Source organism: Koromonas soli, assembly GCF_059726265.1.
Window position 1 is genome coordinate 1,930,722 of sequence record NZ_AP040872.1, and the last position, 21,359, is coordinate 1,952,080.

Genomic DNA, 21,359 nt, shown 5'->3' on the forward strand with positions numbered 1-21,359 from the left:
CTCATATTCGCGAAACTAAAATAGTAGCGTCATCCCGCTTCCTGCAAAAATCCCTGAACAACACACCTGCAATCAATGCCGGATGTCTTGCAGCCAGCCCTGGATACTGTTCGAAATTCCAACGCGTCCCCAAGCCGTCGGAGTGCATGATCAGCGTAGAGCCCTCGTCCCATGGATACGAGAACTGGTGCAGCGTTCCCATCGAGTGCCCCACCGTGCCATTCATCGACACCATGCTCCGTGTCTTCCCGCCCGCATAGACTGCCCCGGCGATGTTTCCAGCGCCCACGTAGTTCACCACGCGCTTCTCATGCAGAATCTCTGCAATCGACACCGCCGCGCCCCGTGTCTTCGTGAGCGCCTGGTGAATCTCGCTCATCATTTGTTCTGGCGTGCGATGGGCTACTTTGTGAAACATCCTTATTGCTTCGTTCGCCGCCTCTGCCGCCGTAGGCCCATGGCCCAATCCATCCGCCATGATGTAAACACTGCGTCCCGGCGTCCATGCCACGCTCCACGCATCGCCGCAAACCGGCTCGCCCTGCAGTGCCACCGAGATCGCGCTCACCTCGCGCCCCGACTGCGAAGCATCCTGATTTCCATCCGCCGTGCGCAGCACCCGCGCCCACACTGCAGTGCCATGCCCAGGCAGCGAGTAAATCTGAAATGTTTCGGCTAATCTCGACATCGCTCCCATGCCATTTCCCGGAGTTCCTGCCGTTGAGAAACCGTCTTCCAGACTACGTCCAACATCTTTGATGCCCTGACCTCGATCCAGGGCAAACACGTCGATTCCGGCCGTATCGCCAAATTTCCAGGGACACAGTACGATGTGCCCTTCCTGTGCATGAGTGGCGATATTCCTCGCCGCCTCCGTCACGATAATTCCAAGCTGCCCCTGCCGCACTTCATCGAAATGCATCGATGAAGCCATTACCATCGCCGTCCGTCGCGCGTTTCCTGCCTGGCTTGTATCCGTCGCGCTAATCGGAATCTGGCGATGCTCCGTGGTAAGCATCCCTACGCTCATTTCCAGCGAACCGTGGTAATCGTTGTACCGCTCCCCGGTTTCGACTCGATCTCAAATTCGTTCATCAGGCGCTTGCTGCCGCCCAATCCCAGCCCCATTCCAGAGCCGGTCGTGTATCCATCTTTCAGCGCCAATTGAATGTCTGCGATTCCAGGCCCGGTATCCACAAATCGCAGCCGGATGCCCGTCCGTATTCCATTCATCACTTGCGCCATTTCGAGATGTCCGCCACCGCCATGCTCCAATGTGTTTCGGGCTAGTTCGCTGGCGGCGGTCACAATCTTTGTCTGTTCCACCAGACTGAATTTCATCTCTGTGACCCACGCCCGAACGCGCTGCCGCACGCTCACCACATCGGATTGGCTCTGAATGGGGATCTTCTCAGACTTCTGCACTGTCCCCATCGTACTCATCGTCTCCCTCGCGCATCGCAAGTTTCTCGCGCAGGTAGTCCATGCCGGACTCCACATTCAGCGCTGTCCTGATTCCTGGCAGCGACATTCCCAACTCAACCAGTGTGATTGCCACCGCCGGCTGCATTCCCACCACAACGGTCTCAGCGTCCAGCACCCTCGCCATCGAAGCGATATTGGCCAGCGTACGTCCAATGAAAGAGTCCACGATCTCCAACGATGAGATGTCGATCAGGACTCCCTTTGCTCCAACTTCCGAAATTCGATTTGTCAGGTCGTCCTGCAAAGTCAGTGCCAGCTTGTCGTGCATATCCACCTGGATCGTGACCAGCAGAAAATCTCCCATTCGTAGAATAGGAATTCTTTCCATTAAGCACCTCGCTGTTCAGAGGTGCTCGCGTTCGAGCCATTTGCCCTCGCCTGATGGGAGCGGATCACTTTCCGTCCGCTGCGCTCCAGTGCCAGCCACAGTGCATCCGACAGCTTCGCCTTCGTAACCACGTCTTCGAGATTGATTCCCAGGTGAACGATCGTCTGCGCAATCTGCGGCCTGATTCCGCTCAGAATGCACTCGGCTCCCATCAACCGTGCCGCCGTGATCGTCTTCAGCAGATGCTGTGCCACCAGCGTATCCACCGTCGGCACGCCCGTGATGTCAATAATTGCAAAGCGCGAGTTCGTGCGCACGATCGCCTCCAGCATCGACTCCATCACCACCTGCGTGCGCGCGCTGTCCAACGTTCCAATCAGCGGCAGCGCGATAATGCCATCCCACAAACTCACCACCGGCGTGGACAACTCCAGCATCTCCTCCTGCTGCCGCTGAATAATCTGGTCCCGGCTATGTATGTAGCTGTCCGTGGTGTGCAGCGCGAGTTCGTCAACGAAATCGTTGACCAGCGAGATTTGTTTGAACATCTCGTCGGGGTTCTTCCCCCAATGTTGCCGGATGAGACTGTAGATCGGCCCTTTCAGTGACACCACGAACTTTGCTGTATCTGAAGGCGTGAACCCCTGCGCCGCCCGCGACCCGGAAAGGCTCGCCAGCAACTGTTTCAGAGGCTGCCAGTCTGGCGCCTCAACGTTCTCCAGCTTTCCGGCCGCGCCTACGGCGACAATGGTCGCGAGCACTTCTGCTGCTTGCGAATTCAGTTCCTGCTCGTCCACCAGACCGCTTTGGCTGATGCGTTTCTTCAAGTCCTGAATCCACTCACGCATGATGGACTCACGATTCTGCTGGATCAGACTTAGCAAACCTTCCATGAATTCCTCCGGACAAATCTTTGCGGACCGCACCCCAGAGCTCTTAGCCCTTGATGCACCACGGCGGCAGTTCCCTGCCGCTTACCGAGACTATTTCTTGGGATTGATAATGACGAAATCTCTTGTGTGGCTCTTGGCTCCGGAGTTCAGCATGCACGCAACGCGCAGCTGCTCCGCTTAGTGAGATGCCTGATTCCTTAGCAAAGGTTGACTCACAAACAGGGATTCACAAGTCCCAGACGCTTCGCTTTAGAGCAAGCGTCGCCGCATTGAATCCGCACATCCCATGCACTCCGCCCCCCGGAGGCGTCGAAGACGAGCATAGATACACCCTGCGGTCTGGAGTCGCATATTGTCTCCACGTCGGACGAAACACGAACTGCCCCACACTCACCTCGCCGCCATTGATGTCGCCGCCCACCAGGTTCGAATCCATCGCCTCCAGATCGTGCGTGCGCCACACCTTTCGCGCCAACACGCATTCCTTGAAGCCCGGCGCGTAACGTTCAATCTGCGCCTCCAGTCTCGGTAGCATATCTTCAGACGAGCCATTCGGCACGTGGCAATATGCCCACACCACATGCTTCCCTTCCGGTGCGCGCGAGCCATCGAACAACGTCGGCTGCGACAGCAATACATAGGGCCGTTCCGCGTGCCGTCCCTTTCGCACTGCGTCTTCCGATGCGGCAATTTCCTCCAGCGTTCCGCCCAGGTGCAGCGTCGCCGCCCTTAGGCATTCCTTCGCCGTCCACGGAACAGGCTCCGACAGCGCGTAATCCACCTTGAACACGCCTGCCCCATGCCGATACCTGCCCAGCAGGTTCCGGAACGCCGGAGTAAAGCGTTCTCCCGCCAACCCGAGCAATGCCTTAGGAGTCACATCGCACAGCGCCACATTGAACTCGCCCAGATCCTCCAACCGCTCCACCCGATGCCCCGTCGTCACCGTTCCCCCGAGGCTTTTCAGATGCGCAATCAGCGCCTGTGTGATCGCCTGCGATCCGCCCCGCGCCACCGGCCATCCTACCGCATGCGCCGTCGCTCCCAAGATCACTCCAAACGCTGCGCTCATCGGCTCATCCATCGCCAGGAACGAATGCCCTGCCAGTCCCGCAAACATCGCACGCGTTCGTGCATTGCGAAATGCGCTCTTTGCAACCGTGGACGCCGGCAAGATTCCCTTCACCCCAAACGCTGCCGCCATCAGCGGATGTCGCGGTACGTGCAGCATCGGGCGCAGCAGATCCGTCGCAACACTCATCCAGTTTCTCGCCAGAGCCTCGACCAGCGTGCGCCACGCCTCGCCATCCTCTCCCAGCGTGCGCACCGCCTCATCCAGATCGCGCTCCAACACCACCGCCGTGCCATCGTCCAGCGGATGCGCCAGCGGTGCCGACGGGTGAACCCACTCCAGCCCATACCGCTCCAGCGGCAGCGACGAAAAATACGGCGATCCGGCCGCCATCGGATGCACCGCCGAGCCGAAGTCATGCTTGAATCCCGGCAGCGTTGACTCCATCGTCCGCGCACCTCCGCCCGGCTGCTCTTCGGCCTCGAACACCTCCACCCGCATCCCCGCCTGCGCCATCACGATGGCTGCCGCCAGCCCATTCGGCCCCGCACCCACCACCACCGCCCTGCGTTCTGCACTCATCGCTTTGGCTCCTCCACGGGAGGCATACTCACCACTGCCACTTTCCCATCCGGCAACCTCGCGAGCGTCGGCGCAAACGGCCCGACCAGTTCTCTTCGCCACCAGTTCCCCGTCTCGCGCTTCTCCTTGATCGAGGTCATCCAGTACTGCCACAGCACCGCCCGCACCTGCCGTGGAGGCTGCTTCGCAAACGGATTCCCCGCAAACAGCTCCAGCACATCCGGATCGTTCGCCAGCAACAACAATTCCGTGTTCGGCACAATCGCCGAATCCCTCCAGGTCTCGAGCGATGCGAACCACAGGTTCCAATCGAACCGCGGCTGATACGGCGCATAGATCCCCGGCCTCGCATCCAACGCCTGCGGCTTGTATCGAAACGGATACGCGACCCAGTTCACTCCATCTGCCGAACCTTGAAACTCAACCTCGTACCGTCCCCGCGTCATCACCGCAAACAGCCCATACTGATTCGCCACTCGAAACGGCTCAAGCGCTATCACTGGTGTCATCGGCAGCAACGCCCTGTGCGCCAGCATCGCGACCATCTTCGCCGACGTGGCATAGAATACCCAGCCCAGCAGCACCACCGACATCGCCAGCTTCAGCGCCCTAAAATGGGTTCTAAGCTTCTCGATCGAAGCGGCTGGTGCCCCGCCTCTGCCCTCTTTTGGCAGAGCTGCGTGTTTCAATGTCATCCACTTGCGAAGCCATGCCGGACTCCACCGCAACACAAAGCGGTCGTCCACCAGCAGTATCCCCAGCGCCAGCACGATGTAGTTCAGGAACGCATAATTCGCCGTCAGGATTACTCCCGCCTCCCACAGTGTCACAACCACAAACAGTGCGATGCGGAACCTTCGCGGCAGCAGGATAATCCATACCAGCCCTAGTTCCATCACCAGCGTCGCCACCACCGTGCCTGCGTGGAACCAGTGCGGCAGATGTTGCACATACCATCCCACCCAACTCGGCAGCGGACAATTCTGGTAGTACTCATCCATCGCAGTGAAGTTGTGCCACTGCGGATCACCGCTCGCCAGCTTCACAATCCCCGACTGGAAGTAAATCCGAAACCATTCCCACTGCAGCAGAAACAAACTGAAGCGCGATGGCGGCGTCGCCTCCCCCAGCCCCGGCCTCACTCCGGCTGGCGCAAAAAAGAGGCAGATGAATCCCGCCTCCAGCAACATCCCATCCGACTGATACCCCGAGAAGTCCCCCGCCGCCGCCACAAACGACAGGAAGCACACGAAACACACCGCCAGCATCGCCCTCGGCCACACATTCACCACCAGCAGCACCGAGGCAATCAATCCCACCCAGCACAACGCCATCACCATGTGCGTTCCGCTTGCCAGCCACAGCAGCGTCGGCGCATACCAATAGCGCACCACTCCCGAAGCCGATTCGCCAATCAGCTTCAGATATTCCGTCGCGGGCAGTATCCCGCGCGGCCCAATCAGTCCCTTGATTTGAAACAGGAGTGCATAGAAAGCTGAGAAGTAGATCAACCCCAGCGCGCGCACGAAAATCCATCTTGGCAACAGCCTGTCCGCCGCTCCAAACCGCGCCCCACCCTCACGCGAAGCAAACGCCCTGCGCAACAACGAACCCCGTGCACGCGCCGCCGGACTGGCCTTTTTCAGCTCCACGTCCTTCGCGCCGCCACCCATCGCTCGCCTTTGCTCTTGCCGTTGCCTTTGCTCTTGCCGTTGCCTTTGCTCTTGCTTGGTTCTTGAGGTGTCATCCAGAGCAAAGCGAAGGATCTCAGCGCCGCTCAAATATCATCCATCGCCCCAAGGTCACTTCGGCCACCACACCCCGGGTGCCCCATCCTTAAACTCGCGCTTTTTCGAGTTTAAGGATGGGATCGTTGCCCTTGCCTTTCCCTCCCTACTTCGCGTACTTCACCGAACACCCATACGCCCGTGTCGCGCTGGTCGCCACCGGCTTTCCTGCCATCGCCTGCTGCAACGCCGCGGTTACATAGTTCGTCGCGCCATTCACATCCGAAGCATCCGTCGTAGGCTTGTCATCAATCGCTCCTTCATAAATCAACTGCCCACTCGGGTTGATCACAAACATATGAGGCGTCGTCTTCGCCCCATACAAATGCCCCAGCTCGCCCTTCGGATCCAGCAGCGCCGCCGTTGGCGCGGCGTTCATCCGCTTCGTGTAATCGTTCTCCTGCTCCGCCGTTACGTACCCCTGTTCTCCCGGAGCCGACGAAACCACCGTCAGCCACACCACGCCCTTGCTCGTCCACTCCTTCTGAAGCCGCTGCATATTGCCGCTGTCGTAATGCTTCCGCGTGTACGGACACCCCTGATTCGTCCACTCCAGCACTACAAACTTCCCCTTATACTCGCCAAGACTGTGCTTCTGCCCATGGCTGTCCAACGCCGTGAAACCCGGAGCCGCCTCTCCCACGCGCAACGCAAACATCGCTTGCACCACCACCATCAACAGCAACACAATTCCGAGCTTCCTCATTCCTTCTTCTCCTTCTGCACCACACTCGAACTCACCGGCACATCCACCTCATACGCCTGCTCGCCATTCACCAGCACCCCCTTTAGACGTGCTGGAACCCCCCTCAGATGATCTGACTTCTTCAGCGCCAGCCTTATCAGCCCATCCGCATCTCTGCGCTCCTGCGCCGCCGCGTTGTCGATCACTTCTGCCTCTTCCGGAAAAAACATTGCCTGCTTGCTCTTGTCTCCCGCAAAGCTCAGCTCCAATGCATCTTGTGCATTCGCCACCTTCACTCGCATCCCCGCCGGTGCCGGCTTCGGAAGCCGACTCTCTGCTGCCCACAGCGTCCCTTCCGCTGCCTGATCTTTCTGTCCCACCCCCGCTACTTTCAAATCCGCCTTTAGCTCCGCATTCTGCGGCATACAAACGTCATGACACACCAGATACTTCAGTTCCCCATCCACCGCCACATTCGTCCCCGCCTTCACCGTCGCCGGAATCGTCAGCGAAGTCAGCAGCACCGTCGTTCCCTCATACCCATAATCCGTTCCTGCCGCGTTTGACATTCGTTCTGGTGCTGGCCACTCCAGCGGTGCGACGACAACTCCCTCCGGCACCTGCCACTTGATCCTCGGAGGCTCCCCCGAGTCCCCCGGATTCTTCCAATAGGTATGCCACCCTTTATCCGTCTCGATCTGTACTCCCACCCTCACCTGCGAGCCTGGCTTCGCCGCTTTCTGTTCCAGCACCAGTGATGCCCGCGAATGTGGGGGCGGAGCCGTCGCCTGCACCTCCTGCTTCCCTCGCGAACACGCCACCGTCATCAGAATTGAAAATAAAAAAGCAGCTAGAATCGCCCGCATTTCGTCAAACTCCACGGTGGTTAGATGAAGCTGAACACATAGGCGCAACCAAGCAGGGGACACCTCATGCGTTTCATGATTCTGGTCAAAGCCGATAGAAACTCTGAAGCGGGCACTCTTCCTGACCCTTCTCTCTTCGAAAAGATGGGCAAGTACAACGAAGAGCTTGTGAAAGCAGGTGTCATGCTCGCCGGAGAAGGCCTGCACCCAACTTCCAAAGGCGCCCGCGTCCGATTCGATGGAGCGCAGCGCGCCGTCACCCTCGGTCCCTTTGCTGGCGAACTCATTTCCGGCTTTTGGATATGGCAGTTGAATTCTCTCGACGAAGCCATCGAGTGGCTCAAGCGCGCTCCCTTCGACGGAGGTGCCGAAGTCGAGATCCGTCAAATCTACGAGGCCGCCGATTTTGGTGATGCCGTTACGCCCGAGTTGCGCGAGCAGGAGGAACGTCTTCGGCGCGAGTTGCAGGGAAAAAATAACCCATCCAGCTTGCAATAATTTCCCTGCGATGCACAGCAAGCATCCTGCCAAAACAACAATGCCGGACGACGGTGTCCGGCATTCCTTCCAATCTCTATGTCCTCATTCGTGTTCAGCGGCAGCAGATTTCTGCTTCGCCCGCAGCATCCGTTCTATGTCATCCAGGATGCGGAAAATACCTCCGCCCTTCATGAACATTCCGTCCGCCCCTGCTCCTCGCCACTCCGAAACCGGTATCGGATACGCCGAGAGAATAATCACCACCGGCCGATTCTCCCGCGACTTTGCCTGGCGAACTACTTCGAACCCGGAGGTCTCCCTCTCCATGCGCATGTCCGTCACCACCAGGTCATACGAGAGTTGATTCAGGCGCTTCGCTGCATCGCCGGCAGAAATGGCCGTGGACACACTAAAGTCCCGCGTCTCAAAAATGCTCTTCAACGTTTCAAGAACTGCGGTGTCGTCATCCACCAGCAAGGCGTTAAATGGCATGCTTCCTCGATCTTGCATTTTGCTCTATTAAACGTGGGTTTCGACGTCTGGCGCGGAGTAATCCACCCGTCTCGAAAGCGCGTCGGACGTGGCGTCCTTCAATGCCATATTGATGCGCTCCACAGCCTCGTCGGCGATTCTTTTTGCGTCCGCATCTCCCAGTCGCTCCACTGCGATATGCATCGGGAAAATAGCATTTCGGACATGGTGATTCAACTCAGCCACAATTGCCGCCCGTTGCAGCGCAACCTCAAAATGCACTTCTTCGTGATTCAGTTGAATTGCGAGCGTCACAATCACCGTCACCAGGCCACCAATACTGTTGGCAATCACCTGCCGGACCATGGTCGAGTGGTCAATCGGCATCAGCGCCATCTGCGCTATGGATGACACAATCCAAACCAGTACGCCCGCGGCTACAGCCTTCAGCACCTTGCGTTCTCTTTTACGTCGTACCTGCACGTGCCCCCTCCCTCAACCCTGCAAAGCAACCAGAACCTGTAAACTGCAGCAACTCAAATCTTCAGCAACATCAAATAAATAGATGAGCAAATTTACTGCCACGGCTCGTCTCATGCCCAGTTACTTTGGCCCTCGTTCGCCCTGCACTCCTTGAGTGTCCTCTCGTCAGTTCGGAGTTTCGTTCAGCGAAATATTAGCCGACCTCAAACAAAAGAGGCCCTTATCCGATCGGGCCTCTTTCTTGGCTTTGCTCATCGACAGCAGCCTAGCTCATCTGCTCCGAAAGGTAGCGTTCGTATCCAATTTCTTCGATCAGGTGCAACTGTGCTTCCAGCCAGTCCACATGATGCTCTTCATCCTTCAGGATATTCTGGAGGAAATCGGCTGTAGAGTTGTCTGACTCTTCCCGCGCAATCTTGATTCCGCGGTTGTAGAGCTGTACCGCCTGCAGTTCCAGTTGCAGATCGCTGGCCAGTTGCTCCTTTACATTCTTGCCCACATTCAGCTGCGTCGGCCCGCTAAGATTGGGCGTCGAATCCAGGAACAGAATCCGCTCGATCAGCTTTTCTGCATGCTTCATCTCGTCGATCGATTGTTTTTTGATGTATTTCGAGAGCTCTTCGTACTTCCAGTTCTCGCACATCTCCGCGTGAAGAAAATATTGATTAATCGCCAATAACTCTTCCTGCAGAGCCTCGTTCAATACGGCAATTACCTTGTCATTACCCTTCATCGCCTGTATTCCTCCGGGGATACGTCCGCTTAACGGAACAGTTATCCTACATGACGCACACACAAATCGTCACCACCCCACCCCAAGCACCGCGCCAAATTAGTGCTTGCGCACCGCCTTCTCGCGCACCGCGAACCTAAGCACCGCGGGTGAGAACTCCGTGCAAGTTAGCGAAGCGCTAAGCACCGCGGTTGCCCCATATACGCTTGCCTCTTTTGGCAAGCGCATGTGGGATCTAACGAAGAGGGCGCAAAGCGCCCTCCAAAGGTTTTTCTGTTGCCCCTTTGTCGTTGATGTTGCCGTTGCTCCTGCTTTTGTTCTTGTTTTTGTTCTTGGCTTTGAACTTGTCCTTCCACTCCTACCCCTTCGCGAAGCGAAGCACCTTGCTCTTCCCCCACCTCACCGCCGCCACTTTATAATTCCCCCATGCCCTTCTCCGTCCAGAACGTCTCCATCGGTGGTCCCGAACTTTTCCTCATTGCCGGCCCGTGTGTCATTGAAAGTGAGGAACATGCTCTCCTCATGGCCACCTCCATCTCCCTCATCTGCCGCGAACTCCACGTCCCGTACATCTTCAAAGCCAGCTTCGACAAAGCCAACCGCACATCCCTCAGCAGTTTCCGCGGCCCGGGAGTCGCCGAAGGACTCCGCATCCTCCGCAAGGTACGCGAAAAGGTCGGCGTCCCTGTTCTCACCGATGTTCACGAACCCTCGCAGGCCTCTGCCGCCGGAGAAGTTGTGGACGTCCTGCAAATCCCGGCATTCCTCTGCCGTCAAACCGACCTGCTCATCGCCGCCGCCCGCACCGGATGCGCCGTCAACGTCAAAAAGGGCCAGTTCGTCGCTCCGCAGGACATGCGCCACGCCGTCGCCAAGATCCGCGAAAGCGGCAACGACCGCGTCTCTCTCACCGAGCGCGGAGCCAGTTTCGGCTACCACAATCTCGTCGTGGACATGCGCTCGCTCGCCATCATGCGCGAATACGCGCCCGTAGTCTTCGACGCCACTCACTCCGTCCAACTTCCCAGTCAGGGAGAGCAGTCCGGAGGACAGCCTCAGTTCATCCCCGTCCTCAGCCGCGCCGCCGTAGCCGCCGGCATCGACGGCATCTTCATGGAAGTCCACGACAACCCCGCAAAAGCAAAAAGCGACGGAGCCAATGCTCTGCCGCTTGCCAACCTCAAATCCACCCTCCAGCAACTCCTCGCCATCCGCCACGCCATAGCCGTTTGACATCGGGGTGCGCACCCCCGTAAGCCACCGCCAAACAGAGCACCGCGGGTGCAACCATGAAGCGTGCACCACTGTTCACGCTCTTTCCGAACAGAGCACCGCGAGTCGTCGAAACATTCGACGTGCACCACCTTTCACGCCATTGCCGAACAGAGCGCCGCGGGTGCCCCATATACGCTCGCCTCTTTTGGCGAGCGCATGTGGCATCTGATAAAGAAGGCGCGAAGCGCCCTCCAAAGGTTCTTCTGTTGCCCTTGCTGTTGCCCTTGCTGTTGCCCTTGCTGTTGCCCTTGCTGTTGCCCTTGCTGTTGCCCTTGCTGTTGCCCTTGCTGTTGCCCTTGCTGTTGCCCTTGCTGTTGCCCTTGTTCTTGTCGTTGCTTTTCCGGTGTCATCCTGAGCGAAGCGAAGGCCCCCTACCCCACCTCCCCTTCACCACTCGGCAAAAGTTCCCTTCCAGCACCCTCTTCACCGAAACTTGTGAAACCTTGAAACCTCTGAAACCTTACCCCTACCTCTTCCACCTCCACGCCCACCCCGCATACACCTCATTGTTATCAATCCCGGGATTCCTCTGTGCCGTCTCGTTATTCGAGATGTGATGGTACTTGTACCCCACCAGCACCGACGACCTCTTGCCACTGAATACCTGCACCCCGCCACCGAAGTTGAACGTAAAGTTGAACTGTGAAGAGTTCGGCACCGGCTCCTGCCGCGTGAAGTACAGCACTCCTCCATGCGCATCGACAAACGGCTGCACCATCCTGCGATTGCGGAAATTCAACTGCATCCCCAGCGGCGTGACGCCTCCGGCATACGTCGTCGCCCCCGCACGCGAATAAAGCAGCTTGTGTTGCGAGTCGAAATAGTATTCCGTCGGCTCATTCAGCAGCGTCAGTGGTTCCACCTCAGCCACGCACTTCAACGCCAGCTGCCGCCATGTCGCGAAGGTAATCGCATACTGCCCATTCAGTTCTAACCACTTCCGGTTGGTCGCCTGGCCAATGGCGACATTGGAGTTCGGCGAATACCCCGCCCATACTCCAAGCTCTTGCGTACCTCGCCTCAGCGTTACTCTCTCATTCGTCTGCGCTGTTATTGACACACCAAGACCCACAACTACGGCCAATACCCGAAACCAATCTCTCATCCCCACATGGTACGATAACCAGCAGTAAACTCCTGTGCGTCTCAAAATAGAAACATGCAACCGTCATGCGGTTCGCATTCTGGTGCACACTTTTCCTGATCATGGACACTGCTGAAAAGGTAGTTCGCATTGAAGCTGAGGCCCTGGGCCGCCTCGCGGATCGTATCGCCGGTCCCATGGCTGCCGACTTCCACCGCGCGCTCGAGCTCATCCTCTGCTGCGCCGGACGCGTCGTCGTCACCGGCATGGGCAAGAGTGGACTCATCGGACGCAAGCTCGCCGCCACCTTCGCCTCCACCGGAACCCCCGCGCTTTACCTGCATCCTGCCGAAGCGCTCCACGGCGATCTCGGCATGGTAATGCGCGGCGACCTCGTGCTCGCGCTTTCGGCTTCCGGCGAGACCACCGAGATCCTCGAACTCCTGCCCACCATCAAGCGCCTCGGAGTTCCACTCATCAGCTTCACCTGCGATTCCCTGCACCCGACCAACGGCCATCCGCCATCCACACTCGCGCAGGCCGCCGATGTCGCGCTCGACTGCTCCATCCATAAGGAGGCCTGTTCCCTCGGACTCGCGCCTACGGCTTCCACCACCACCATGCTCGCCCTCGGCGACGCCCTGGCCGTTGCTCTCAGCGAGCGCCGTGGCTTCCGCGCCGAAGACTTCGCCGACCTTCATCCCGGCGGCAAACTCGGCAAGCGCCTCGCTCGAGTTTCGCAGCTCATGCACACCGGAGACTCGATTCCGCGTGTCACGCCCACCACGCCCATGATCGAAGTCATCTACGAAATGTCACGCAAGGGCCTCGGCGTAACCGCAGTCATCGAAGACGACGCCCTCATCGGTATCATCAGTGACGGCGACCTTCGCCGCCTTCTCGAACACCGCGGCAAAGATGTGCTCGACCTCACCGCCTCACAATGTATGACCACACATCCGCGCACCATTGAGGCGCAAGCCTTCGCCGCACAAGCCCTGGACATCATGGAGCAGAAGAAAATCACTTCGCTCATGGTCGTCGGTGAAGCAAATCGCCTCGAAGGCGTCGTCCACCTCCACGACCTCTGGGGAGTCGAGCTCGTCTAGCCAGCCGACCTAAAAACTAGCTCAAAAACATCGCGCGCTCCGGGATTAGCTCACTGCCCACCCCGGAGCGCGCAACTATTAACTTCCCAGTGAATCCTTCCCTCTGCTCACAGCCTGTTTACCACTTTCTCGACAACGCCGCACACGTCCTTATCAAACAGTGAACATTCGCTATTGCAACGGCTTTCCGTCGCCGGTCATCTGATCGAGCAGTTTTTGATCCTGAGCGATCAGCGCATCCGGCAGCGGAGCGTAGTGCAAACCGCTCGCCTGCTTCTGTCCATCTGTTACCACATACTTGATGAAACGCTTCACAACCGCTCTTTTCGCGGCGTCCGCCCCATCCTTCGTCACCATGAGGAACGTCAACCCCGTGATCGGATAAGCCTCCGCCGCGCTCGCCGGTGGATTCACAATCGGCGTCCTCACATCTGCCGCAATCTTATCCGCATACGCCGCAATCGCTGCTGACGCGCTCTCCGCGCTGGGCGCAACAAACTTGCCTGCCGCATTTTGCATTTCAGCCACCGGCAAATTGTTTCCAAGCGCATACGTCAACTCAACATAACCAATCGCGCCCGGAGATTGCTTCACAATGCCTGTCACGCCTTCGCTACCCTTGCCGCCCAAGCCCACGGGCCACTGCACGTTCGTCCCTTTACCCACTTTCTGTTGCCACTCCGGACTCACTGCCGACAAGTAAGTTGTGAAGATGTTCGTAGTTCCGCTGCCTTCTGTGCGATGCGCAACAACGATCGGAGTGTTAGGCAAAGCCGCGCCAGCATTGGCTTTCACGATCTCCGGATCTTTCCACGACTTGATCGTACCGAGAAAAATTCCAGCCAGCGCCTTCGATGTCAATCGCAGCGGCTTGTTGATCCCGGGCAGATTGTAGGTAATGCACACCGGCCCTGCACTCTCAGGAATCTGCAGCATCGGCGCAGCTCCCTTCAATGCTTCATCATCCAGAGCCGCATCGCTCGCGCCAAAATCAACAAGCCCTTTTTTCAACTGCTGAATTCCGCCACCCGAGCCGATAGATTGATAGTTGATCTGAACTCCATTGCTTTGCTGCTGAAAACCTTCAATCCACTTGCTCATGATGGGATACACGAACGTGGATCCGGCGCCAATGATCTGATTTGGATTACTGCTCTTGTTCGCAACTACTCCGCTGGAGCCAGATTTCGAATTGCATCCCAACCCGCACACAACAGTCAACGTCGCGAACGCCAACATCCATTTGCCGCTCTTCATAGGTGCCTTTCTAGGCGGAACTCGTCCGCTCTCAGGCAGCAGTATATGAATATCGTGTGAACAGAATGTTAAAGCCGCGTGTGTTGTTTCTGTTTGGAAGGAACTCTCTCCGGCTTGCGCGCTTTTGTCTTAGCGGATTTCTTTTCAGTGAAGAACCTATGCTGATGCGCGGCCATGTTTACTTTCAGTCCGAGAAACGTAACGCCCTCGGCCTGCAAATGCATACGCTGTTCAAACCCATGTTCGCCCGCCAGAAGAATCTTTCCACCCGCACCCACGATGCGATGCCATGGCAATCCCGTGCTTTGCGTGTGCAGTGCCCACGCGACTTGCCTAGCTGCTCCCGGATATCCAGCGGCGTACGCGATATCGCCATAGGTCGCAACCTTTCCACGCGGAACTCTGCTGACCTGCCGCAGCATGTCGCGAAACATACTGGTCTTTACTGGGTCTCGTTTATCTCCAGAAGCGTTGGCTTTTGTTTTCACCTTGCAATGTTCCGCATAATGGGCTTCTTTGGCGATCGTCGCACGACCTCGTGGAATCCAGCTTTTTCAAACATCGGCAGCACGCCCATCCACACGAACGCTGGAGGCAGTTTCTCTTTTAACTCCTGCGGATACCCCTCCACGATTTTGGCTCCGCGAGAACGTGCAAACTCAACTGCTGCGTTCAGCACTTCGACCGAGAGCCCCTGCCCTCGCGCCGTCTTTTCGATGAAGAAACATGTGATCGACCAGACTTTCTGATCGTCAATCGGAGCCCATACCTTCGACGCGCCGAGACGAGCGTACTCTTCGCGAGGAGCGACGGCGCACCATGCTACTGCGCGGCCCTCCTGGTATAGCAGCACTCCCGGCTCGCGTCCCTCATCTACCAGCGCTTTAATCGCTTTGCGATTGCCTTCGCCGCCATTCTGCTTGAATTCCCCACGCGACAGGCGCCACGTCATGCACCAGCACCCGCCACATGCACCGCGTGGGCCAAACAGCGCTTCGAAATCATTCCAAGTCTCAGGAGTTAAGGCCTTCCAAGTCTTCATAATCGATCAAGAATACTAGTTTCGCTCGCCGGACAGAAGCGCGTGATCAAGAGCCTGAGGACAATCTGCGCTGCTCACTACGAGGTTGCACTGAGTTCAAATGAGTCGCCACCAGAGCTACAATGTTAGTACATGGAATTATCGAAGTTGCAGCTGAAACAGTTTCTTCCTAAGGCGATCATCTGTCTCAAAGACTATTCCGCAAAGCTCTTCGCCGCGGACCTCGCGGCTGGGATCACAGTCGGATTAGTTGCTTTGCCGCTCGCCATGGCGTTTGCCATTGCATCGGGACTTACTCCGCAGGCTGGTATTTATTGTGCCGTTGTCACCGGCTTCCTGATCTCTGCGCTCGGCGGTTCGAAGATGCAGATCGGCGGACCGACCGGCGCGTTTGTCGTGGTCATCGCTGGGATCCTCGCCAAGCATGGTGTTCATGGGCTCTTTCTTTGCACCATGATGGCCGGAGTGATGCTGGTATTCATGGGCATCACCGGACTAGGCAAAGCGGTGCAATTCATTCCGCGCCCAGTCGTGATGGGCTTCACCAACGGCATCGCCGTACTCATCGCCAGCACGCAGATTCGCGACTTTTTCGGCCTTCGACTAGAGCACAATCCGGGCGAGTTCTTCGCGCGAATGAAGGAATTGATCGAACACGCCAGCACGATTTCGCTGCCCGCTACTGCTCTGGCGATTGCTTCGCTGGCGATCATCCTGCTCACGCCGCGAGTGACAAAGCGCGTGCCCGGCTACATCATTGCGATGGTTGCGGGAACTGCGGCTGCGACTCTGCTTCACCTTCCAGTGGAGACAATCGGCACGCGTTTCGGCGGAATCCCATCTGGACTTCCGCATCTGGATATTCCTGAGTTTCACACTAACTTGGTGCTGCCGCTGATTTCGTCCGCCGTAACGATTGCAATGCTTGGCGCGATCGAGTCGCTGATGTCGGCCGTGGTAGCCGACAACATGAGCGGCGATAAACATAATCCGAACGTGGAACTCATGGCACAGGGCGTCGCGAATATCGTTTCGCCAATGTTCGGCGGACTTCCAGCGACGGGCGCGATTGCGCGTACTGCAACGAACATCCGCTCCGGTGCAAAGACTCCGGTCTCAGGCATGATCCATGCCCTCACGTTGCTCGCAGTGTTGCTGTTCGCAGCGCCTCTGGCTCGCTTTATACCGATGGCGATCCTTGCGTCGATCCTCTTCGTCGTGAGCTACAACATGGGCCAGTGGGCGGAAACATGGCGTTTGCTCAAGGTAAACAAGTCCGCGGTTGCAGTCTGGTTCGTCACGTTTGCGCTGACGGTGGTCGCCGATCTAACGACGGCAGTTGAGTTCGGCATGATCCTCGCCGCACTGACATTCATCCGCAATGTCGCTGAAACTACATCCGTCTCACCAGTAACGAAAGACTACATTCTCACCGGACGCCCCCACGTTCTGCACGACAAGCACATTCCTGATTACGTTGAGGTCTTCTCGGTGCAAGGCGCGCTGCTGTTTGGCGCCGCGCAAAAGCTGGAGATCATTCTGCACCGGCTGGAAACGTTGCCACCCATTGTCGTCCTTCGACTGCGTGGCATGAGCGCATTGGATTCGACCGGACTGGGCGAAATTGAAGATATCGCTGGACGCCTGCGCGCATCCGGTCGTCATCTCTTGCTGTGCGGCGCGAAGGAACAACCTTCACGGCTTCTACACCAGCCTTCCTTTGTAGAGCTCATTGGTGCCGACAACCTCTGCAACAACATTCAGGAAGCATTGGATCGTGCCAAAACCATCATGGAGCAGGATGCAAGCGTTCGTCAGGCAGCTCTCCCCTCCGAATCGTAATTACGGCAAATCAAAAAGGGCATCGCGTGTGCGATGCCCTTTTCTGTTTGAGGAATTGACAGCTAGTTCGCAGCAACCTTCTTCACGGCCTTGGCGGCTTCGCGAAGAGCGTCTGCCTTGTCCGTCTTCTCCCAGGTGAAGTCCGCATCGTTGCGGCCGAAGTGGCCGTAGGCGGCGGTCTTCTGGAAGATCGGGCGGCGCAGGTTTAGCGACTCGATGATCCCCTTCGGAGTCAGCGAGAAGTTCTTGCGAACCAGGTCGCTCAGCGCTTCACGATCCAGCTTACCGGTACCGAAGGTTTCAACCAGCACGCTGACGGGCTCGGCAACACCGATGGCGTAAGCGAGCTGAACTTCGGCGCGGTCGGCGAGTCCGGCGGCGACGATGTTCTTGGCAATGTAGCGCGCCATGTAGGCAGCGGAGCGATCAACCTTGGTTGCGTCCTTGCCGCTGAATGCGCCACCACCGTGACGGCCCATGCCGCCGTAGGTGTCCACGATGATCTTGCGGCCGGTCAAGCCGGTGTCGCCCATCGGTCCGCCAACGACGAAACGGCCAGTCGGGTTGATGTGATACTTCGTGTTTTCATCCAGCAGGTTGGCAGGTACGGTGGACTGAATGACGTACTTGAGAATGTCAGCGCGGAGCTGATCGGTGGTGACCGAGTCAGCATGCTGGGTCGAGATCACGACGGCATCGACGCGCAGCGGCTTGCCGCTTTCGTCGTACTCGACAGTGACCTGGCTCTTTCCGTCTGGACGCAGGTAAGCAAGCTTCCCGTTCTTGCGAACTTCGGTGAGCTTGAGCACCAGCTTATGCGCGAGGGAAATCGGAGTGGGCATCAACTCGGGCGTTTCGTTGGTGGCATAACCGAACATCATGCCCTGGTCGCCAGCGCCGCCGGTATCCACACCCATTGCGATGTCGCCGCTCTGCTTGTTGATGCTGGAAATGACAGAGCAGGTGTTCGAGTCGAAACCGTACAGCGCGTTGTTATACCCGATCGAGCTGACTACGCCGCGTACCAATTCCTGGAAATCGACATAAGCTTTGGTGGTGATTTCGCCAGCAATAACGACGAGGCCGGTGCAGGTGAGGGTCTCGCATGCCACGCGACTGTAGGGATCCTGCTCCAAACAGGCGTCGAGGATTGCATCGGAAATCTGGTCTGCGATTTTGTCGGGATGCCCCTCGGTCACCGACTCAGACGTGAAGAGAAACTTGTTATGGGACGACAATGTAAAGCCTCCTAGAAGCCAGGCCCGTTTACGTCTCGGACAGGAGAGGGTGCCGCAAGCCGAGATCCGGACTATAGCTCTCGAAAAGTGTACCGTGCGGAACTCTTCTAAAACAATGCGGCATAAGCCCGAAGGAGAAATCAGGAGTTAAATGGGGAGATCGAGGATGCGAGTGGGCGAGCAGCCCTCCTCCGGGCGAGTTGAAGTTCAGTTTTGCTCTGATCCCATGTCTCTCCTGCTACCAATGGCGCTGACGCAAGCGGAGTAGCTTGTTACAATCAGCTTTCACACTTCAAGAAACGGGAATCGTCTAAGCTTATGCAACGCTGGTCCAAGCTGTTCATCCCCACCCTTCGCGAAGCTCCCGCCGACGCGGAAGTTGCGAGCCACAAGTTCCTGGTGCGCGCAGGATACATCCGTCAACTGTCGGCCGGGATCTACTCGTATCTATTTCTGGCGCAGAGAACCATCCTCAAGATCACGAACATCGTGCGCGAGGAGATGGACACGATCGGACAGGAATTCTACCTGCCTGCGCTGAATCCGCGCGAAGTCTGGGAGGCAAGTGGCCGCTGGGAAGTGATGGGCGACAACATGTTTCGCCTGAAGGATCGCAAGGGCGCCGACCTGTGCCTGGGCATGACACATGAAGAAGTCATGACCGACATTGCGCGCAAGGAACTGCGCAGCTACAAGCAGTTGCCGCAAATCTGGTACCAGATCCAGACGAAGTTCCGCGACGAACCACGTCCGAAGAGCGGACTCCTGCGCGTGCGCCAGTTCACGATGAAAGATTCCTACTCGTTCGACATTGATCGTGCGGGTCTGGACAAGAGTTTCGATCTGCACGACGCCGTCTATCGCCGCATCTTCAAGCGCTGCGGCCTCGAGTTCGTGGCCGTCGAGGCGGACTCTGGCTCGATGGGCGGATCGCAGTCGCAGGAGTTCATGGTGTACACCGATGCAGGTGAAGACCTCGTTGCTTCCTGCGCAAAATGCGGCTACGCGGCAAACCTGGAGAAGGCAACTTCCAAGCTGGAAGCAGTCGAAGAGCTTGCGCCCAACGCCAGCGGAGCGCGCGAAAAGGTTCACACACCGGGAACGAAGACCATCGACGAGGTTGCGGCCTTCCTGAAGACTCCCGTGAACAACAACATGAAGTCGCTGGCGTATGTCGTGACCGACGGTGCTTCGGCGAAAGGCGCTCCGGTGTATCGTCCGCTGTTGGTGCTGATGCGCGGCAACGACCAGATGAACGAAGCAAAGCTTTCCAGCGCAATCGGAGGACGCGAGTTCCGCCCGATGCAGGAAGAAGAGATCGTCAAGTACTTTGGCTCGCCTGCCGGATATCTTGGACCGGTGGGACTGAAGCAGGTGCGACTTGCCACCGACAATGGCAAGTCGAGCTACGCCGGAGAGGCAGAGCACTTCATTGTACTGATGGACGAGGCACTGCGTGGAAGAAGGAACCTTGTCGGCGGAGCTAATGAGGTAGATCATCACTTCACCGGCCTGAACGTAGGCACTGATTTCGAAGTGACCGGGTACGCCGATCTTCGCAGCGTAGTAGAAGGGGAAGGATGCCCACGCTGCGGAGAACCGCTGAGACTGGGCAAGACCGTTGAGATTGGCCACATCTTCAAGCTCGGCTATAAGTATTCGGAGTCGATGGGTGCGAAGGTTCTCGACAAGGACGGCAAGGAAGTCACGATCATCATGGGCAGCTACGGGATCGGTATCGAGCGCATCCTGACGTCCTGTGTTGAACAGAACCACGATGACAACGGCTTCTGGCTTGCCCCCTCAATCGCGCCGTTCACCGTGGTAGTGGTGCCGACGAACGTGAAAGACGCCACGCTGGTTGAGGCTTCCGAGAAGATTGCTGCCGAACTCGAAGCTGCCGGATACGATGTACTAGTCGATGACCGCGATGAGAGGCCGGGTGTGAAGTTTAAGGATGCTGACCTGGTCGGAATTCCCTATCGTGTGAACGTAGGCAAGAGCCTGGCGCAGGGCAAGGTTGAGATTTTCGAACGCGCAAAGAACCAGAAGGCTGAAGTTGAGGTCGCGGATGCAGTGAAGCATTTGCTTAGTCTCTACAACCCAAAGGCATAGGAGAAGCCCCATGAGAGAGTGGAAGTCGATTTTTGGTCTGCTTTTGCTCCTCGTGGGTGGCTTTGTGTCCTACAGATTGTTCCCCGTGTATTGGGGTGATTATCGTCTCGGACGTTTGTTGGACGAGCAGTCGATCAATGCTACCTATAGCACCAAGAGCGATTCCGAGATTGCCTCATCAATTGCGCAAAAGGCACAGGATTTCGATGTGCCACTTGCGCCTGAACAGGTAACGATTCAGCGAACCGGATCAGAGCTGATGATTTCGGCGAAATACACGGCCCACGTGGATCTTCCGTTTTATCCGTTTGATATTCACTTCGACACCTCGAGCCGGAACAAGAATCCGATGAGGTGAGCTGGAGTTCGATGAAAGAGGCCGGGTGAATGCAGCCCGGCCTTCTTATTTCACGTTTGCTAAACCCTTACCGTTCTTGAGTCCTCCGCTTGGTGATTCAAGCTTTATCTGCTTGAATGAAGCATTCTAGAGCCGGTGTAATGCAGACCCGCTTTCTTGCGCCACTCCGGTGTC

The 21,359-nt window shown here is 57.4% G+C and carries 22 protein-coding genes; 6 read left to right on the forward strand and 16 right to left on the reverse strand.

The genetic code is table 11. The annotated features are described in order from the left end of the window. Window position 1: 1 nt before the first annotated feature. The 8 genes from AC6IY8_RS08440 to AC6IY8_RS08475 all read right to left on the reverse strand — a co-directional run bounded on the left by AC6IY8_RS08440 (window position 2) and on the right by AC6IY8_RS08475 (window position 7,698). Window positions 2-1,018 carry a SpoIIE family protein phosphatase gene (locus AC6IY8_RS08440; protein ID WP_497778351.1) on the reverse strand — a complete coding sequence of 339 codons (1,017 nt, stop codon included), beginning with the start codon at window positions 1,016-1,018 and terminating at the stop codon, window positions 2-4. Window positions 1,019-1,026: 8 nt separating this feature from the next. Further along, complete coding sequence (locus tag AC6IY8_RS08445; RefSeq protein ID WP_497778352.1) at window positions 1,027-1,443, reverse strand: anti-sigma regulatory factor; 417 nt, start codon at window positions 1,441-1,443, stop codon at window positions 1,027-1,029. After that, a complete protein-coding gene (locus tag AC6IY8_RS08450) occupies window positions 1,412-1,813 on the reverse strand; it encodes an STAS domain-containing protein (protein ID WP_497778353.1) in 402 nt (133 codons plus the stop codon). The genes AC6IY8_RS08445 and AC6IY8_RS08450 overlap by 32 nt, the downstream gene beginning before the upstream one ends. Continuing rightward, window positions 1,813-2,706 carry an STAS domain-containing protein gene (locus AC6IY8_RS08455; RefSeq protein WP_497778354.1) on the reverse strand — a complete coding sequence of 298 codons (894 nt, stop codon included), beginning with the start codon at window positions 2,704-2,706 and terminating at the stop codon, window positions 1,813-1,815. The genes AC6IY8_RS08450 and AC6IY8_RS08455 overlap by 1 nt, the downstream gene beginning before the upstream one ends. A 226-nt stretch (window positions 2,707-2,932) precedes the next feature. After that, entirely contained in the window at window positions 2,933-4,360 is a 1,428-nt protein-coding gene (locus AC6IY8_RS08460) for a phytoene desaturase family protein (RefSeq protein WP_497778355.1), read from the reverse strand. Beyond that, entirely contained in the window at window positions 4,357-6,033 is a 1,677-nt protein-coding gene (locus AC6IY8_RS08465) for a lipase maturation factor family protein (protein WP_497778356.1), read from the reverse strand. Before AC6IY8_RS08465 ends, AC6IY8_RS08460 begins: the two co-directional genes overlap by 4 nt. 220 nt (window positions 6,034-6,253) lie before the next feature. Then, window positions 6,254-6,853, reverse strand: a complete 600-nt coding sequence (locus tag AC6IY8_RS08470) for a thioredoxin family protein (protein ID WP_497778357.1) — start codon at window positions 6,851-6,853, stop codon at window positions 6,254-6,256. Continuing rightward, window positions 6,850-7,698, reverse strand: a complete 849-nt coding sequence (locus tag AC6IY8_RS08475; protein ID WP_497778358.1) for a protein-disulfide reductase DsbD domain-containing protein — start codon at window positions 7,696-7,698, stop codon at window positions 6,850-6,852. Before AC6IY8_RS08475 ends, AC6IY8_RS08470 begins: the two co-directional genes overlap by 4 nt. 66 nt (window positions 7,699-7,764) lie before the next feature. Here AC6IY8_RS08475 and AC6IY8_RS08480 point away from each other — a divergent pair, with 66 nt between their 5' ends. After that, window positions 7,765-8,196: a YciI family protein gene (locus AC6IY8_RS08480; protein ID WP_497778359.1), complete on the forward strand. Its 432-nt coding sequence runs from the start codon at window positions 7,765-7,767 to the stop codon at window positions 8,194-8,196. An 84-nt stretch (window positions 8,197-8,280) separates the two neighbouring features. Here AC6IY8_RS08480 and AC6IY8_RS08485 read toward each other — a convergent pair whose 3' ends face one another. The 3 genes from AC6IY8_RS08485 to bfr all read right to left on the reverse strand — a co-directional run bounded on the left by AC6IY8_RS08485 (window position 8,281) and on the right by bfr (window position 9,865). Next, the gene (locus AC6IY8_RS08485; RefSeq protein WP_497778360.1) at window positions 8,281-8,670 is read right to left on the reverse strand and encodes a response regulator; all 390 of its coding nucleotides are present in this window, start codon (window positions 8,668-8,670) and stop codon (window positions 8,281-8,283) included. A gap of 27 nt (window positions 8,671-8,697) precedes the next feature. Continuing rightward, on the reverse strand, window positions 8,698-9,132 hold the full coding sequence (locus tag AC6IY8_RS08490; RefSeq protein ID WP_497778361.1) for a hypothetical protein: 435 nt from the start codon (window positions 9,130-9,132) through the stop codon (window positions 8,698-8,700). A gap of 265 nt (window positions 9,133-9,397) precedes the next feature. Next, complete coding sequence (gene bfr / locus AC6IY8_RS08495) at window positions 9,398-9,865, reverse strand: bacterioferritin (RefSeq protein ID WP_497778362.1); 468 nt, start codon at window positions 9,863-9,865, stop codon at window positions 9,398-9,400. A gap of 426 nt (window positions 9,866-10,291) precedes the next feature. Here bfr and kdsA point away from each other — a divergent pair, with 426 nt between their 5' ends. Further along, window positions 10,292-11,098, forward strand: coding sequence for a 3-deoxy-8-phosphooctulonate synthase (kdsA, locus tag AC6IY8_RS08500; protein WP_497778363.1), 807 nt, complete (start codon window positions 10,292-10,294; stop codon window positions 11,096-11,098). A gap of 508 nt (window positions 11,099-11,606) precedes the next feature. On the opposite strand, the gene AC6IY8_RS08505 is transcribed toward kdsA, so the two are convergent. Further along, window positions 11,607-12,245 carry an acyloxyacyl hydrolase gene (locus tag AC6IY8_RS08505; RefSeq protein WP_497778364.1) on the reverse strand — a complete coding sequence of 213 codons (639 nt, stop codon included), beginning with the start codon at window positions 12,243-12,245 and terminating at the stop codon, window positions 11,607-11,609. A 101-nt stretch (window positions 12,246-12,346) separates the two neighbouring features. Between AC6IY8_RS08505 and AC6IY8_RS08510 the strand changes: the two genes are divergently transcribed. Continuing rightward, window positions 12,347-13,333, forward strand: a complete 987-nt coding sequence (locus AC6IY8_RS08510) for a KpsF/GutQ family sugar-phosphate isomerase (RefSeq protein ID WP_497778365.1) — start codon at window positions 12,347-12,349, stop codon at window positions 13,331-13,333. Window positions 13,334-13,504: 171 nt separating this feature from the next. On the opposite strand, the gene pstS is transcribed toward AC6IY8_RS08510, so the two are convergent. The 3 genes from pstS to AC6IY8_RS08525 all read right to left on the reverse strand — a co-directional run bounded on the left by pstS (window position 13,505) and on the right by AC6IY8_RS08525 (window position 15,632). After that, entirely contained in the window at window positions 13,505-14,590 is a 1,086-nt protein-coding gene (gene pstS, locus AC6IY8_RS08515; RefSeq protein ID WP_497778366.1) for a phosphate ABC transporter substrate-binding protein PstS, read from the reverse strand. A 68-nt stretch (window positions 14,591-14,658) separates the two neighbouring features. Next, complete coding sequence (locus AC6IY8_RS08520; protein WP_497778367.1) at window positions 14,659-15,024, reverse strand: MGMT family protein; 366 nt, start codon at window positions 15,022-15,024, stop codon at window positions 14,659-14,661. A 50-nt stretch (window positions 15,025-15,074) separates the two neighbouring features. Beyond that, window positions 15,075-15,632 carry a GNAT family N-acetyltransferase gene (locus AC6IY8_RS08525; RefSeq protein ID WP_497778368.1) on the reverse strand — a complete coding sequence of 186 codons (558 nt, stop codon included), beginning with the start codon at window positions 15,630-15,632 and terminating at the stop codon, window positions 15,075-15,077. A 132-nt stretch (window positions 15,633-15,764) separates the two neighbouring features. On the opposite strand from AC6IY8_RS08525, the gene AC6IY8_RS08530 reads away from it, so the two are divergent. Continuing rightward, entirely contained in the window at window positions 15,765-17,474 is a 1,710-nt protein-coding gene (locus AC6IY8_RS08530) for a SulP family inorganic anion transporter (RefSeq protein ID WP_497778369.1), read from the forward strand. 62 nt (window positions 17,475-17,536) lie between these two features. On the opposite strand, the gene metK is transcribed toward AC6IY8_RS08530, so the two are convergent. Next, complete coding sequence (metK, locus tag AC6IY8_RS08535; protein ID WP_497778370.1) at window positions 17,537-18,712, reverse strand: methionine adenosyltransferase; 1,176 nt, start codon at window positions 18,710-18,712, stop codon at window positions 17,537-17,539. A gap of 318 nt (window positions 18,713-19,030) precedes the next feature. On the opposite strand from metK, the gene AC6IY8_RS08540 reads away from it, so the two are divergent. After that, a complete protein-coding gene (locus AC6IY8_RS08540) occupies window positions 19,031-20,827 on the forward strand; it encodes a proline--tRNA ligase (RefSeq protein WP_497778371.1) in 1,797 nt (598 codons plus the stop codon). A 10-nt stretch (window positions 20,828-20,837) separates the two neighbouring features. Beyond that, the gene (locus AC6IY8_RS08545; RefSeq protein ID WP_497778372.1) at window positions 20,838-21,185 is read left to right on the forward strand and encodes a hypothetical protein; all 348 of its coding nucleotides are present in this window, start codon (window positions 20,838-20,840) and stop codon (window positions 21,183-21,185) included. Window positions 21,186-21,359: the final 174 nt, after the last annotated feature.